Source organism: Dyella sp. PARNA 12/25, assembly GCF_055702865.1.
In genome coordinates this window covers 1-15,676 of record NZ_JBVQCI010000022.1, presented here as the reverse complement: position 1 = coordinate 15,676, position 15,676 = coordinate 1, and the positions used below count along the sequence as shown (strand labels likewise).

Annotated in this window: 11 protein-coding genes; 1 reads left to right on the top strand and 10 read right to left on the bottom strand. The window is 62.5% G+C overall.

Annotated elements, in window-relative coordinates; all coding sequences use genetic code 11:
• Positions 1-303: 303 nt before the first annotated feature.
• The 10 genes from AC0GUR_RS21460 to AC0GUR_RS21415 all read right to left on the bottom strand — a co-directional run bounded on the left by AC0GUR_RS21460 (position 304) and on the right by AC0GUR_RS21415 (position 13,792).
• Positions 304-777: a hypothetical protein gene (locus AC0GUR_RS21460; protein ID WP_472879559.1), complete on the bottom strand. Its 474-nt coding sequence runs from the start codon at positions 775-777 to the stop codon at positions 304-306.
• A 73-nt stretch (positions 778-850) separates the two neighbouring features.
• Positions 851-2,890 carry an alkaline phosphatase family protein gene (locus AC0GUR_RS21455; RefSeq protein ID WP_472879558.1) on the bottom strand — a complete coding sequence of 680 codons (2,040 nt, stop codon included), beginning with the start codon at positions 2,888-2,890 and terminating at the stop codon, positions 851-853.
• Positions 2,891-3,899: 1,009 nt separating this feature from the next.
• Positions 3,900-5,546, bottom strand: coding sequence for a multicopper oxidase family protein (locus AC0GUR_RS21450; RefSeq protein ID WP_472879557.1), 1,647 nt, complete (start codon positions 5,544-5,546; stop codon positions 3,900-3,902).
• Between the two features lie 94 nt (positions 5,547-5,640).
• Positions 5,641-7,080 (bottom strand): MATE family efflux transporter, encoded by a 1,440-nt coding sequence (locus AC0GUR_RS21445; RefSeq protein WP_472879556.1) that lies wholly within the window; start codon positions 7,078-7,080, stop codon positions 5,641-5,643.
• A 44-nt stretch (positions 7,081-7,124) separates the two neighbouring features.
• Positions 7,125-7,724, bottom strand: a complete 600-nt coding sequence (locus tag AC0GUR_RS21440) for a DUF2239 family protein (RefSeq protein WP_472879555.1) — start codon at positions 7,722-7,724, stop codon at positions 7,125-7,127.
• A 935-nt stretch (positions 7,725-8,659) separates the two neighbouring features.
• Positions 8,660-10,180, bottom strand: coding sequence for a DHA2 family efflux MFS transporter permease subunit (locus tag AC0GUR_RS21435; protein WP_472879554.1), 1,521 nt, complete (start codon positions 10,178-10,180; stop codon positions 8,660-8,662).
• 71 nt (positions 10,181-10,251) lie between these two features.
• Positions 10,252-11,481, bottom strand: a complete 1,230-nt coding sequence (locus tag AC0GUR_RS21430) for an EmrA/EmrK family multidrug efflux transporter periplasmic adaptor subunit (protein WP_472879553.1) — start codon at positions 11,479-11,481, stop codon at positions 10,252-10,254.
• Between the two features lie 11 nt (positions 11,482-11,492).
• Positions 11,493-12,962 carry an efflux transporter outer membrane subunit gene (locus tag AC0GUR_RS21425; protein ID WP_472879552.1) on the bottom strand — a complete coding sequence of 490 codons (1,470 nt, stop codon included), beginning with the start codon at positions 12,960-12,962 and terminating at the stop codon, positions 11,493-11,495.
• A 27-nt stretch (positions 12,963-12,989) separates the two neighbouring features.
• Positions 12,990-13,448 (bottom strand): MarR family winged helix-turn-helix transcriptional regulator, encoded by a 459-nt coding sequence (locus AC0GUR_RS21420; protein WP_472879551.1) that lies wholly within the window; start codon positions 13,446-13,448, stop codon positions 12,990-12,992.
• A gap of 86 nt (positions 13,449-13,534) precedes the next feature.
• Positions 13,535-13,792: a hypothetical protein gene (locus AC0GUR_RS21415; RefSeq protein ID WP_472879550.1), complete on the bottom strand. Its 258-nt coding sequence runs from the start codon at positions 13,790-13,792 to the stop codon at positions 13,535-13,537.
• A 237-nt stretch (positions 13,793-14,029) separates the two neighbouring features.
• On the opposite strand from AC0GUR_RS21415, the gene AC0GUR_RS21410 reads away from it, so the two are divergent.
• Positions 14,030-14,854, top strand: coding sequence for an AraC family transcriptional regulator (locus AC0GUR_RS21410; protein WP_472879549.1), 825 nt, complete (start codon positions 14,030-14,032; stop codon positions 14,852-14,854).
• Positions 14,855-15,676 lie beyond the last annotated feature (822 nt).

Here is a 15,676-nt window from a genome sequence, read left to right as displayed (position 1 = left end):
GGTTACTTTTCTTTTGGGCCAGCAAAAGAAAAGTGACTCGGCCTTCGGCAGAAGGTCGAAACGCCCGCCGCGTAGGCCGCACGCTGGCCGTATTGCTCGACCAGGGCCAAGAGCAAAGTCACTGGATCCCCGCTTTCGCGGGGATGACGGTGAGGTGGAACACGGGTCATAGCGAGCACCCGCCCCTCACCCCGGCACTCTCTCCCACAGGAACTACCTTCGGATCGCTCGAAGGGGAGAGGGAGAAGTCATATGCCTTCGCCTTGGGGCCGTTCGCGCGCAGACGAGAGGCGGCGCGATAGGTCAGTCGTTCGGACTCGTACACGCCGCAAAGCGGCGCCCCTCCACCTGCACCACATCCTGCCCCCGCAAACTCACACGGGCGGTGTAATGCTCCGCCGAATCGAAATCCACGCGCCCTCGCCCACCCGGCGCCGCCAAGCCAGTACAGCTGACCGACCAGGCCAACGCCGTGCTGCTTCGATGTTCATCGCCGCGTTTGCACTGCGTGTAGCCCGGCACGCTCAGATCCGCAAACTCCGCCCAAGGGTCAGGACCTTCATCCACACAATGCCATAGCACTTCTGACTTGCCCGCATGACCATGGTCGACGGAGTGCTTCACGATCTTCCACAAGCCAGGCATGGCCTGAAAATCACCCGGATCAGCATGGCTTGGCTCGCCGACCAACGCTGCACCCAGTAACACCACCACGGCAATGGCGCGCGCCACGATGTGGCCTCGCCGTGCCTGCGCAGGTTGGCTGAACTGGTCCATGGATGCAGAGACTCCGGATGGGCGAAATGGAAAACCCCGCTCGCATGCGCGAGCGGGGCCGGTGCCTATTCCATCAGTCCTGTGTTTCAGCTGATGCCATGTTGTCGTGATGATGATCGAACTCGAACATGTTCATCAGGTTGCCGATGGCCGGGGCGTTGACCGGCACATACGGGTTGCCGGGCATGGAGACCGGATTCGGCAGGTTGTCGCGGCTGCGGTGGGAGATGGTGTCGTGCAAGTCCCAGTTGGCTTCGACGAATTTGTCGAAGGAAACATGGTCGTAGTACGTGTGCACCACGCGACCGCCTTCGGAGAAGCGCGAGATGACCAGCAGCGGGATGCGTGTGCCGTCGCCGAAGAAGTCGACAGGCTGCACGTAGCCGGAGTCGTAGTAGCCGCCGCCTTCGTCGAAGGTCACCATGATCACCGTATCAGCCCACACCTTCGGGTTGGCCTTGGCCATGTCCACGATCTGCTTTACGTAGCCTTCGAACAGATCCAGCTTGGACGAGGCCGGGTGACCGTCGAGGATACCGTCCGGCTTGGCGATGGACACTGCCGGCAACGTGTCGTTCTGAATGTCGTTGTAGAGATCGTTGAGGTCCTGGTTGTTCGCACGCAGCTTGGGATTGGTCATCACCTGCGTGGAGTACAGGAACGGGTTGCAGATGTTGCAGAAGGTGCCTGCCTCACCGTTCTCCTTGCCACCGGCCCAGCCTTCGCCGTAGTACTTCCACGTGACGTGGTGGCGCGTGAGCATCAGGGCGAGGTTGTCCTGGCGTGTCGGCGGGATGGTGAACTGCGTGGCGCCCAGCGGTGCCGGCGTGCCATCACCCAAGTAGCCCGGGTTGTAGTTGTTCACCAGGTAGTAAGCGCCGCGGCGGCAATCGGTGCCGTGGAAGGTGTGATACGGCAGCGACTTCAGGTAGCCCGTGACGGCGGCGACACCGGGCTGGGTGTCATCGGCGCAGTTGACGTAGGAGCCGCCACTGTAACCGTCCTGCACATACCAGTTGTTGGTGCCCGGTTGCGTATCGGGGTTTTCGATCTGGTTGGACGGCGGCACGGCCGGTTCGCCATTGGCGTCGGCGTAATAGATCAGGTCACCGTAGCCGAGCATGATGTGGTTGGCACCGGTGCCACCCATCACCGATTGATGAAAGTTGTCGCTCAGTGTGTAGGTGCGCGCGAGCTCGGCGAAGTAGGGCGCATCACCCTGGGCGATGTTGAGGAACTGCATCGCGGTGGAACCTTCGTGCGTGCTCTGGTCGTTGAAGCCGACCGCCTGCTTCTTTCCATTGGTGCCCGCGCCGATGGAGGTTTCCACCCACGGAAACAGATCCATGCGGCAACCGCTGGGGTTGGCCGAGGTGGCGGCGCTCACGCTGCAGTCGAGCTGCTGCCACATCTGGAAGAAGCGATGTACGGGACTATTGGCGTAGTCGTCGTAGTTGATCGACGCATGCATATCCACTGGAGCGTTCGGCAGATTGGCCGGGAAGCGGGTGTCGAGCACGCCATTGGGCAAACCCGTACCGCCAGCGGCGAGTTCGCCGTAGGCTGCAGTCGGCAGGCCAGGCTCCACCGCTTGCGCTTGCGCGGCGGAAGAGAACGGCGCTTGCGTCGGCGCGCCGCCGGTATTCATCTTCGGCAGCTGTGTATAGGGACTGGTGTGCGTGGGCGCGAGCGAAAACTTGCCGGTATTGCTGGCTTGCCACTGCTGTGCGGCGGCAACGTTGGGGCCCGGCGTGCCATCGGCATTGACGATGCCTTCCGACAACAGGTTGTTGACCGTCTGCCCCTTGGGCGGTGTGTACGTGGCGTACACGTGATCGAACGTGCGGTTCTCGCCGATCAGCAGGATCACGTGCTTGATGGGCGTGCGGGTGTGTTCGCTGCGGTCTTCACCATCGCCCGGTGTGTGAAGCACGGCGATGCCACCCGGCAGGCCGGCGCGGCTGCCGACAGCTGCTGCGGGCACCTGGTCGCGGAAGCCTGCATCCTGATCGGACGTGGACGTGGTTTGTGCGCTTACAACGCCGGCAATACCGGCGGCGAGTGTACCGATGACAAACGGCAGTAACCGCTTGCGGACATGCGTCATAGACATGACTTCAATCTCCTGAAATCACCCTGCGCGGGCTGCAATCGAGTGGTCCCCCTGATTAGCCGGCGCACGTGCGCAACGTTGGTGCGCTGACCGGCGGGGAGTCTGGTCCGCGTGGATGACGGTCCATTGGCGGTTTTGCGACAGTGGGGGCGGGTTACGTGACAGTGGGGCTACGGCGTAAGGGTTTGCGTGGGGGAGTTTGTGGTGTGGCTGGTATGAGCGTGATGAGTGATGCTGAAGTGATGTTGGAGTAGTAAGAAATTACTGCTCAGGGGGCGTTTAGATGAGCTGTCAGGAATGTGGTGGTGCACACGCTTTCTCCCTCGCCTTTTTGGGGGGATGGTTGGGGTGAGCCTCAAAAGCGGGTACAAGTCGGGGGCTTGCAAGGACGCGTGTTTCCCTCACCGTCATCCCCGCGAGGCGCTTTTCAACAGCCGAAGGCTGGTCAAGCGGCGATCCAGTGACTTTGCTCGTGGCCTTGGTCGAGCAATAGGGCCAGCGTGCCGCCTACGACGCGAAGCTAGTCCCCGTGGGACGCGGCGGGCGTTTCGATCCCCTGCCGGCGCTCGAGTCACTTTTCTTTTGCTGGCCCACGCACGCGCAGGAGCGCGTGCGAACGGCGAAGCCGGCCCGAAGGGCGGAGGGCAGGATGCCCGGAGTCAAAGAAAAGTAACCCAAAGAAAATGGCCTCAAAAACGAGGTTGTCGTAGCACCGTGTTGAATAAGAGCTTTGACGCTGACGAAGCCCGGATCGTCACGATCGCCCGACACACGGTACGGCTACACCGCAACGCGCCATCGCAAAGAGGACCTAAAGCAGCGCGGCTTTGCCCTTTTGCTCTTTCGCTTTTTGCCCCCTCTCCCCTTGTGGGAGAGGGTTGGGCAGAGGGGGCAATCTTGCGAGGCCGTCGTGCCGCAGCTCGTTGCGTTTGATACGTTCGCGCATGCGCCTCTCACTTCCCCGTCCCCTTTTTTGAGGGGCACAAGATTCGCGATTGCGCACCAACGCTCAACCCGGCAACACCTCAAATGGCCGCATCATGTCGTTGTCCTCATGCTCCAGCAGATGGCAATGCCACACATAACGACCGGGCTCGCCTTCAAAGCGCGCAATGATGCGCGTGACCATGCCTGGATCAGCGCGCACGGTGTCTTTCCAACCCATCTCCTCGGGCGGCGGCGGTAGCGCGGGGCCGGTGTATTTAAGGGTTTTGGTGGCGTTCCATACGAACAGGTCGAACGGCCGACGGTCGAGTATCTGGAAGCGTACGAGGTGCAGATGCACGGGGTGTACGTCGCCGGTGAGGTTTACCAGGCTCCAGGTTTCCACACTGTTCTGGCGCGGATTCTCGGTGATGGGTGCGGACCAGTGTTTGCCGTTGAGCAGCATCATCATGGGGCGGCCGCCGGCATCATCCTGTTCGCCTAGTGTGAGTATGCGATCACGTGTCGCGCTGGCGGAATCGATGCGTTCGACTGTGCGTAATGTGGTCGGCATCGCGCTGGTGTCACGGCGGCCGCGATCGCGTACACGGAAGGCCATGATGGGTTCGGACTGCTGGCGTAGCTGGATCTGTTTGCCGTCCATGCCGGAGAAGTCGACGATGACGTCGGCGCGTTCTGCGGGATACAAGGTGATGCGCGTGCGTTCGATGGGTGCAGCGAGCAGGCCTTGGTCGCTGCCGATCTGGAGGAATGGCCGTCCATTGGCGAGCGATAGTTCGTAGAAGCGCGTGTTGGCGGCGTTGATCAGGCGCAGTCGATAGCGTCGCGGCTCCACCTCCATGTACGGATACAGCTTGCCGTTGCACAGGATGGCGTTGCCGTTGCACTCGGAAACCCACGGTGCGTCGGGATCATCCGAGACGGGATAGTAGAGCTGACCGTCGGTGCCGATCAGGCGATCGCACAGGATCAACGGTACGTCTTGTTCGCCAGATGGCAGGCCCAGCGCTTGTTCTTCGGCATCGCGCACGATGTAGGCACCGAGCAGGCCGGCGTAAATATTGAGCCGCGTGATGCCCATGGCGTGGTCGTGGTACCACAGCGTGGTTGCATCTTGTGCGTTGGGGTAGTGATAGAGCGCTGACTTGCCGGGCGTAAACCATGCCTCGGGATAGCCGTCGCTGGCAGCGGGTGCACGAGCACCGTGGACGTGTGCAACGGTGCGTACTTCAGGTTTGTTGCGCTCGGCACCATGGAGGGTGTGATCGATCGGCAGGAAGTGTTGGGTGGGCAGGCTGTTGACCCATTCCACCAACACAGGCTGTTGACGCGTGACCTGCAGGGTGGGCCCCGGAAATGTGCCGCCGTATCCCCACAGCGGCGTCGGCGGCAGGTCGCGATGCAGCGCTGCGCTAAACGCGCGCATCTCCATGCGATAGAAGGGCAGCGATTTTCCCGGATAGGCCGGATGAGTACGTTCGCCGACAGGCTTCGCTACGGCTGGTATCGGTAGGGGATCCACGAAGCGTTCGAACGTCACCGGATTCACCAGTGGCACATTGGGCGCGGCCAGTTGCGGCATGGCCTTGCGCACCATGTGATCCATCTTCGGTGATGGTTCCGATCGGGCCAGCAGCCCCATGTCGGCAGCCGTGGCAGCGCCTACGAAATCGACGAGACCACGCAGGAATTCGCGACGCGTGAGACTCACGCGATCACGTGTTCGTCAGGTGAAAGAGAGCGGTTGGAGCCTGCCATATCACCCACGTTAGAAAGCGTGGGTGACAGTGGCATGGCAGTAAGGCTTATTCGGCGGTCGCCGGCGCGGCTTCCGTCGCCGTGCTGGTCGCATTGCCCATGGGAACGGACTTGGACAGCATGTGTGCTTTGCGCCAGCCGCCCCAGCGGTAGTAACCCATGGCCATCAGCATCGAGGCCAGCGAGCCCAGCGGGAAGCTCCACCAGATGGCATCGGCGCCGATGCTTGGCATCAGGGAGAGAGCGAACGGCGGTCGGATCAGCCACATCGAGATGAACAGGATGATCAGCGGTGGCCACACCGCGCCGGTGGAACGCACCACGCCGAACAGCACGAAGGTGATGCCGAAGAACAGGTACGACCAGATCACGATGGCATTGAGATGCTGTGCCAGTGACAGTGCGGCGGCGTCGTTGGGAAGGAACAGGCCGAGCACGGTCTGATTGAAGAGATAGATCAGCAGGATCAGCGTGCCGCCCAACAGGAAGTTGTAGCCAACACCTACGCGCGCGATGCGATTGACGCGATCCCACAGCCTTGCACCCACGTTCTGTGCAGCCATCGACGACACGGCGGCACCGATGGCCATGGCCGGCATCTGCACGTAGTTCCACAGCTGCGCGGCGGCGCCGTAGGCAGCGACGGTATGTGAGCCAAAACCGTTGACCAGGCTCAGCATCAGGATCATCGAGGACGAAATCACGATCATCTGCAGGCCCATGGGCAGGCCTTTGAACACAAGCGCGCGCAGGATGTCCCAATCCGGCCAGAGGTAGCGGCGTTCGCTACTCGTGAGGCGCAGGAAATGCTTGCGCGCATACAAGGTGCTCAACAGTGCGAACAGCGCGACCGTCTGCGCGATGAGGGTCGCCGTGGCCGAACCGGCAATGCCCATGCGCGGAAAGGGACCGACGCCGAAAATCAGTATCGGGTTGAGCACGATATCCAACAGCACCGACAGAATCATGAACATGAAGGGCGTGCGTGCATCGCCCGCGCCGCGCAACGTCATCATCAGGAAGTTGTAGAAGTACATCGACGGCAAGGCGATGAAGATGATGTGCAGGTAGGGCACGGCAAATTCCAGCGCATCCGTCGGGGTGCCCATGCGCGCCAACATCCAGGGCGTGGCGACATAGCCAAAGATGGCCATGGCCACCGACACGCAGCCAAAGAAGGTGACGCCGGTACCCACCACACGCTTCGCTTCCAGAATATTGCGCGCACCCAGGCTCTGCCCCACCAGGATGGTGCAGGCCATGCTCACGCCGAACACCGCGCTCAGTAGCAGAAACAGGATCTGGTTGGCGTTGCTGATGGCGGTAAGTGCGGATTCGCCGAGATAGTGGCCGATCCACATCGCATTGACCGACGCGTTGAGCGACTGCAACACCGTGCTGCCCAGAATCGGCAACGCGAACATCAACAGCGTCCGTGCAATCGGGCCTTCAGTAAGCAAGGGCTGCCTGGCGGCAATGGAAGACATCGAATAAGTTCCGCGTGAAAGAAGAAGGGAAGTGAGAAAAGGGGTCAGGCAGCAGCTTCATCAACGTCCCAGGCCCGGGACGCCAAGCGTCGCACATGCGCGCTTACATCAGCGGGCCATGTCTCCGTCAGTTGCTCGAAGCGTTCGCGCTCCTGACGCCAGAAGGCGCGCGTGGCTTCCTCGTAGTTCGGCAGATCGCCAGCCATGGCCAACATGAAACGATCCACCGCCTCACCCGCCTGGCGCGCGCGATCACGCTCGCGACTCTGGCGTCGTGCATCCTCCACCAAGCGCCGCAAAGTGGCGGAAGCACCGCCCGGTTGTGCAGCCAGCCAATCCCAATGACGCGGCAGCAAAGTCACTTCACGCGCCACCACGCCCAGCTTGGGCCGTCCCGGACCACGTGCCACCGACTCATCTGCCGGCTCGACCTGTGACGGCAAACGCGCCAGCACATCATCCAGCGAACCACGCAAATCCACTTCCACCGGCAGACTGCTGTGGTCATCGAATATCAACACAGGCCCCGCGACACCCGCGTCTATGGCGTGCTTGGTGGCGAGCACTACGCTGACCAAAGCGCCCGAGGCGATGCAGCGGTGGCCATCGAAAGCGATGCAGATGGAGGATTCCAGCGGCGACATGGTTTTATCCGGGTTTAAAAGTGTGCGTATATTCTCCGGGTAATATTTGGGCGTCAATAGGCTTTGATGATCGCTTGATGGCGGCGCCGATTCGGGCAAAGCCGTTCAATTGCGTCACTTTGTGGTGTCTTCGGCGTATTTTACGCGCCGTTCGGGACTAGTTGGCTGCCTGCGTTGGGGCAAGGCTTAGGCGCCGGCTCCTCCCGGATGAGAGCTAATCGCTCCGTGTCGAGCCATTTCTAATACTGACAAGTCCAGTAAATTACTCGCCTGCAGGCTGCGCGCATAGCCCCCCTGAAGCGAGAAAAGAAGCAGATGCGCTTCGAATTCTGCGCTGGGGCAAGATTGACCCCTCACCCCAGCCCTCTCCCCGAAGGGGAGAGGGAGAAGTGCGGTGCATTGCTCGCTTCCATAACTACTAACGAAGCCAGCAACTGCTTTAAGCCCTCTTCGCCTGGGCGCGTTGCGGTGTAGCCGTCACGCATGTCGGGCGAACGTGACGTTCCGGGCTTCGCGGCCGCCAGAGCTCTTATTCAACACGGCGCTACGACAACCTTGCTCTGGAGGCCGTTTTCTTTGGGTTACTTTTGACGCGAAGCTAATCCCCGTGGGACTTTTGGGCCAGCAAAAGAAAAGTGACTCGAGCGTCGGCAGACGATCGAAACGCCCGCCGCGTCCCACAGGGACTAGCTTCGCGTCGTAGGCGGCACCCTGGCGGTACCGATAGGTCAAAGGCGAAAGTCACTGGATGACCAGCCATTCGGCTGTTGAAAAGCGCCTCCCGCATTCGCGGGGATGACGGTGAAGGGGTATGCGACGGTGAGGGGAACACGCGTTCTCGCGTACCCAACTCGAAATTGGTGAACCCCGAGTGCGCGCGATTCAAAGAAGGCCGCAGCAATGCGGCCCTTTCTAACCAAAACAACCCAACGCGATCAGTGATCCGCCCCCGGCCCACCCTTAGCCGTAAACGGCGGCCGCGCCAGCCAAACCACCAGAATCAGACTCAGGAAAACCCACCCCAGCATGTGGAACACCTCGTTGAACGAGATCTGATAGGCCTGCTGAGTAATCATCTGATCCAGAAACGCATTGCTCGCCTGCCCCGTCACACCCACCGACTGCAGCGCCGTCTGCGCCGCCGGATCGTAAGGCGTGATGTGCTCGCTCAAATGCGCGTGATGCACGATGGCACGGTGATCCCACAGGAACGTGGTGAGCGAAGCCGAAAAACTCGCACCCAGCGTACGCAGGAACGTTGCCAAACCACCACCTGACGCGATCTCGTTGGGCTTGAGGTCCGAAAGCAAGATCGTCGTCACCGGCATGAAGAACAACGCGACGCCCAATCCCTGGAACAACTGCACGCCAGCGATGTGCATGAAGTCCACTTGCAGGAAGAAGTTGGAGCGCAGGAAACACGTTGCGCCCATGATCAAAAACGCGCACGAGGCGAGCAGGCGCATGTCGGTTCGTGGACCGTACTTGCCGACGATAAAGGTCAGCATGACGGGCAAAATACCTAGCGGTGCCGCCGCGAAGCCGGCCCAGGTGGAGGTATAGCCGACATTTCGCTGCAGCCACTGCGGCACCAGCAGACCAATTGCAAAAAAGGCGGCGTAGGCCAGCACCAGCGCGATCGTGCCAGTGCGGAAGTTGTGATGGCGCAGCAGGCGCAGGTTGACGATGGGCTCGTCGTCGGTGAGTTCCCAGATCAGGAACACCGCCAGCGCAACCACCGACACGATGGTGGTGATGACGATGAAGGGCGAGCTGAACCAGTCTTCGTCGTTGCCTTTGTCGAGCACGATCTGCAATGCGCCCACGCCGACGATCAGCGTGATCAGACCAACGTAATCCACCTTCGGCCGCGATGTGGTGTCCACGCGCAGCTTCATCTGGTTGGCGACCACCATGCTGGCGAAGATGCCGATGGGCACGTTGATAAAGAAGATCCACGGCCACGAGTAATTGTCGGTGATCCAGCCACCAAGGATCGGGCCTGCAATAGGCGCGACCACCGTCACCATGGCCAATAGCGCCAGCGCCATGCCGCGTTTGGCAGGTGGATAGATCGAGATCAGCAGACTCTGCGTGATCGGATACATCGGGCCGGCGACCGCACCCTGCAGGGCACGGAACAGAATCAGCATCGGCATGCTCTGGGCGAGACCGCACAGGAACGATGCGACCGAGAACAGCAGCGTCGACCAGATGAACAACCGCACCTCGCCAACGCGACGGGTGAGGAAGCCGGTGAGCGGCAGCGCAATGGCGGTGCTCACGGCAAACGAAGTGATGACCCAGGTGCTCTGGTTGACGCTCACGCCGAGGTTGCCGGCGATGGTCGGCAGCGACACGTTGGCGATGGTCGTATCGAGCACCTGCATGAAGGTCGCCAACGAGAGGCCGACCGTAGTCAGCGCCAGGTTGGGCGGACGAAATTCACTGCTCATCGCACAAGTAACCTTGAAGGGTGAAGCGCCGGCATGGTGCCGGCGCGATGTGACTGCGTTTGCCTATGCGCTCAGCGACGCGCCTGGGTGTCGCTGTCGGTGCGGCGGACTTCGCGGTCACCGCTGGTGTTGGCGTGGATGATGTCCTGGATGATGCCGTCGGCCTTGGCCAGCTGCTGCTGGTACACGTCGGTGCTGAAGGCAGGCTGCGTGGGCGCCTGCTTGGCCAGCAGCGGACCGGACTGGTCATGCAGGTTCACATCCACCTTGGTCGACAGGCCGATGCGCAGCGGATGCTCATCGAGCTGCTTGGCGTCGGTGAAGAACACGCGCACGGGCACACGCTGCACGATCTTGATCCAGTTGCCGGTGGCGTTCTGCGCCGGCAGCAGCGAGAACGCGCTGCCCGTACCCACGCCGAGGCTTTCCACCTTGGCCTTGTAGGTGACAGAACCGCCATAGACGTCCGCACGCACCTCCACCGGCTGGCCAATGCGCATATTGGCGAGCTGCGTTTCCTTGAAGTTGGCGTCGATCCACACTTGGTGCAGCGGCACCACAGCCATCAACGGCGTGCCCGGCGCCACGCGCTGGCCCAGCTGCACCGAACGCTTGGCGACATAGCCATCTACCGGCGCAATGATCGCGGTGCGCACGTCGTCGAGATAGGCGGCGCGCAGGTGCGCGGCAGCCGTCTGGACGTCCGGATGCGAAGCGACCACGGTGTCGTCCACCAGCACCTTGTTGCTCTGGAACTGCTGTTGCGCCGTGGTCATTGCGCTCTGTGCGGTCGTGAGGGCATCGAGCGCGTGCGACAGTTCTTCGGCCGAGATGGCGCCGGACTTGGCGAGATCGCGGCGGCGGTCGTAGTCGGCCTGGGCCTTGTCCACCGCCGTCTTGCGCACGGCCACTTCGGCCTGGGCGCCGCTCACGTTGCTGTACAAGCCGCGCACGCGGCGCACCGCGCTGGCGAGGTTGGCCTTGGCCTGCTGCAACGCGACGTCGGCATCGGCCGGGTCGAGCTTCACCAGTACATCGCCTGCGTGCACAAGGTCACCGTCGTCAGCGCCAATGGTGATGACGGAGCCGGGCACCTGCGGGGTGATCTGCACGAGGTTGCCGTTGACGTACGCGTCGTCGGTACCTTCGTACCAGCGGCCGTCGAGGAAGTAGTAGGCACTCCAGCCGGCGACGGCGAGCACGATCACGGCGCCGAGCGCCTTGAGCATGAGGCCACGGCGGTTTTTGGGAGGCTGGACGGCGGCCGTGTTGTCGGCCGCGAGTGGGGTCTGGTTAGACATGGGGAGTGCCTTCAGAGCGAATGTTCGGGGGAGGTTTGAGCTACGGTCTGCGCCGTGGCGCCCTGCGGACGGAAACCACCGCCGAGGGACTGAATAAGTTGCACAGAGGATTCGACCTGCTGCGACTTGAGCGCGGCCATCTTTTGCTGCGCGGTCAGAAGCTGTTGACGCACGATTAGCGCTTCGAGGTAGCTGCCGACGCCGGACTTGTAGCGCTGCTGGGACAGCTGCCATGCCGTGGTGGCGGCATCGACTGCGCGCTGCTGCGCGGCGACCTGTTCCAGCGAGGACTGCACGGCGTCGTAGTTGTCCGCCACTTCATTTACTGCGCTGACCAGGGTCTGGTTGTAGCGCGCCACGGCTTCGTCGTACTGCGCGTCTTTGCCGGCGAGGTTCGAGCGCAGGCGACCACCGTCGAAAATCGGCAGGCTGATCGACGGGCCAAACGTGTAGAAGCGCGCCGGCAACTGCAGCGGGTTGATGCTGCCGGCGGCGGCAACACCCGCCATCGCGCTGATGCTGACGTTGGGCAAGAACTCGGTCTTGGCGACCTTGATCTCCTTGCCAGCCGCTTCCACCTGCCAACGCGCGGCCACCAGGTCGGGGCGATGGCCCAGCAGCTCGACCGGCAGGTCGGCGGGTGCGGCTAGCGCCACCGGCTCCAGCTGCTGCGGACGTGTGATGTCGAGGCCACGATCCGGGCCCTTGCCCAGCAACACCGCGAGCGACGAGCGGGCGGCATCGATGGCGCGCTTGGCGGCAGCGAGCTGCTGATCGGCATTGGCCAGTTCGGTGTCGCTTTGCTTGAGCTGCAGCTGGCTGTCGAGACCGGCCGCAACGCGCTGCTGGGTCAGTTGGCGTGCGGTGTTGGCGCGGTCCTGTTCGGCCTTGGCAACATCCTGTTGCGCGTAGGCGTAGCCGAGCTGCACATAGGCGCGAGCCACATTGGTAGAGAGTTCGATGCGAGCCGCCTGCGATTCGATTTCCGCTGCACGCTGCTGGCCCAGCGCGGCTTCCCACGCGGCGCGCTTGCCACCCCACAGGTCCAGGCCCCAGCTGAAGCCGACGCGGGCGTCCTTGAACCAGGTGAAGTGACCACCACCGAGCTCCGGCGGCGCAGCGGTCAGCGGCAGGCGCTGGCCAATGATGTTGGCGCCCGCGTTCACGTTGGGGCCGCGCTCCGCATCGGCCGCGCCGGCCTGCGCCTGCGCCTGGCGGGCGCGCGCATCGGCGACGGCAAGGCTGGGGTTGTCCTTCAGCGCTTCGGTGATCAGCGCACTGAGCTGGGGATCGCCCAGCCCCGTCCACCAGTCTTCGGCCGGCCACGCGGCAGGGGAAACCTTCACGTCGGACAGGCTGCGATCACTCTTGAGGGTGAGGGCGTCGATCAGCGAACCCGACGGATGCAAGCCGCCACTGCTGACGCAACCCGCCAGAGCGAGGGTGATGCCGGTGGCTGCCGCAAGGAGTTGCAGACGCATGGGCTTGGATTCCAGAAAGAAAACGGTTCAGGTCTTGTCGCGGAGCGCGTCGAGCACGCGCCCCAGGTAGTCATGCAATTGCAGTTGTTCGGTTTTGCTCAGGGCCCGCTGGGCGGCCTCGAGCACGCGCTCGTTGCAAACCGCCATGCGACGCCAGAGGGCGTCACCTTCCGGGGTCAAGGCAATGCGCAGGGCGCGGCGATCCATCTCATGTGGCTGCCTGCGAAGCAGTCCGCGACCCTCCAGTTGGTCGAGCTGGCGGGTCATGGCGCCGCCATCCAGTTCCACCGAACGGGCCAGCTCGCTGGCCGACATCGGGCCGAGCATGGCCAACCGCTTCAGGATCAGGAACTGGGTAAAGCGCAGGTCGACACCGGACGACTGCAACTCAGCTTCGACGCTGCGCACCAGCTCGGTACGCACGAGCCCAATGAGCACACCAAGGCTCTCTGGGCGACCCGATGGCGGTGGGGGACTCTGGATCATGGACGCGCATTCTATTGCCGAAAGTATATTTGTCAAGGCAAATATGTTCTGGTTCTATTTTGTTTCGGCAAGGTTTCTGAGCGCGGTCAGTTCATGCTCCCCGCCAACTCGTCCGCCAGCCAGGCCCGCAACGCCGGATCGCGCAATTCGAACAGCTCGAACACCCCCAACGCCTTCACTGAGGGCAGCAGCGCCAGCAGGCGAGGCTCCATCGCCCGCCGCACCGGCTCGGGGGTGCCGGGATCCAGCATCTGATGGGCACACGCCACAAAAGCCTCCAGCGGTGCGGTCAGGTTATGGACGCTACTGATGGCTTCAGGCGCTCGTATGACATTGATCGACATGGCTTTGCTCCCTTTTCGCCCCGGGGATGGCGCTCTCTGATGCAACTAGGACGTGTAGTCGGGTGCGGGCGTGACCATGAGAGATCAAGCAGGAGGAATGGCAGGGGTGCGGCGAACCGCTACCGACGACACGTTCGCTCCGCAGCGGCAGCCGCGGCGGAAACCAGGCCAGCATGATTGAGCAGACCGCCAGGTTACTGTTAGCGTTATTTGGTCAACTTTTATCGAGAACCAGCCATGGGACATCTCAAGGAAAACGACGAGGCGCGATTCCACGCCATGATCGAGCGCCTCGAAGGTCCGTCGGTGATTGCTTATTGGACCGAGGGCGAAGCCGCCAGCGAATACAACGAGAGCACGCGTGAGTACGGCTGGCATTCCCACGCACGTGGGCAGTTGTATTGCGTGGAAAGCGGGCTCGTGCACGTGCGCACGGCGAAGGGCTCCTGGCTGCTGCCGCCCCATCGCGCCGGCTGGATGCCGCCCGATGTGGAGCACACCGTCACCATCAGCGGCCCCATGACCGGCTGGGGCGTGTTTGTGACCCCGCTCGATTGCGGCTGTCTGCCCACCGAGCCGTGCGTGCTCGGCGTCACCGAGCTGATGCGCGCGTTGGTGCGTCGTGCCAGCTCATGGGTGTGGGAAACGCAGTTGGATGAAAGCCAGGAGCGCATCACGGCCGTGCTGCTGGAAGAGATTTGCTGCGCCCAGCGCGAACGTTTGCATTTGCCGATGCCGATGGATCGGCGTGCCTTGCGCATTGCGGTGGCTTTGCTGGAGAACCCTAACGACAACCGTGGCCTGGACGAATGGGCCGCGTGGGCGGGTTTGTCGTCGCGCAGTCTTAGTCGCTTGTTCCGCAGCGAGACGGCGTTGAGTTTTGCGCAGTGGCGGCAGTTGGCGCGCCTGTCGCGGGGGCTTGAGCGGTTGGCGGATGGGGAGCCGGTGTCGGCGGTGGCGGATGCGTTGGGGTACGCGAGTGTGAGTGCGTTTGTGGCGATGTTTCGGAGGAGTTTTGGGCAGCCGCCGGCGCGGTATTTTGCGGCGCAAGGTTCTAGTTGAACGCCGATCTGCGCTTTGAGTGAGCGAAGGTTTTTCTCGTGGGGAAGTGGGCTGGGTGAGGGGGCGCCCTTGCCTCACCATCGCGAAAGAACCGTCATCGCGGGGAAGACAGGAGGTGCTTTTCAAAAGCCGAATGGCTGGTCATCTAGTGGCTTTGCTCTTGGCCTTTGGTTGCCGTGTTCCCGCCAGGGTGCCGCCTACGCGGCGGGCGTTTCGACCTTCTGCCGAAGGCCGAGTCACTTTTCTTTTGCTGGCCCAAAAGAAAAGTAACCCAAAGAAAACGGCCTTTAGAGCTCTCGTGGCGTCGTGTGGAATACAAGCCTTGAAGGCCTCGGTAAACGGCACCGCACGATCCATCCGATACACGGTACGGCTAAACCGCAACGCGCCGAGGCCCTGAGGAGCTCTGCATCGTGTGGAATACAAGCCTCGAAGGTTCCGGAGCCCGGATTGCGACAGGCGCAGCGTCGCCACACTGCGGCTACCCCGCAACGCGTCGACACCAAGAGGGCTTAAAGCGGCGGCTCGCTTTGCGACATGGCGTCCCGGCATTTCTGTAGGAGCGCACTCGTGCGCGACCGCAGCGCCGGGTTCTAGCTCAGCGGTAGGACACGCGAAAGCCAATCGGTGAGGAAGCGACAACACGCTGCGGTCGCGCACAAGTGCGCTCCTACAAGGCGGCGTTGGCTCCGGCTCCTGGCCTTTCGCTCTTGATCGTCGGGCCCCCTGTGCGGCGGTGAGGGGGGGACGATCAGGCCCGCAGGGGGATCGGCAGGACGCCGATCCCTTTTCGACAGGACAAGGATGTCCTGTCGAAAAGCC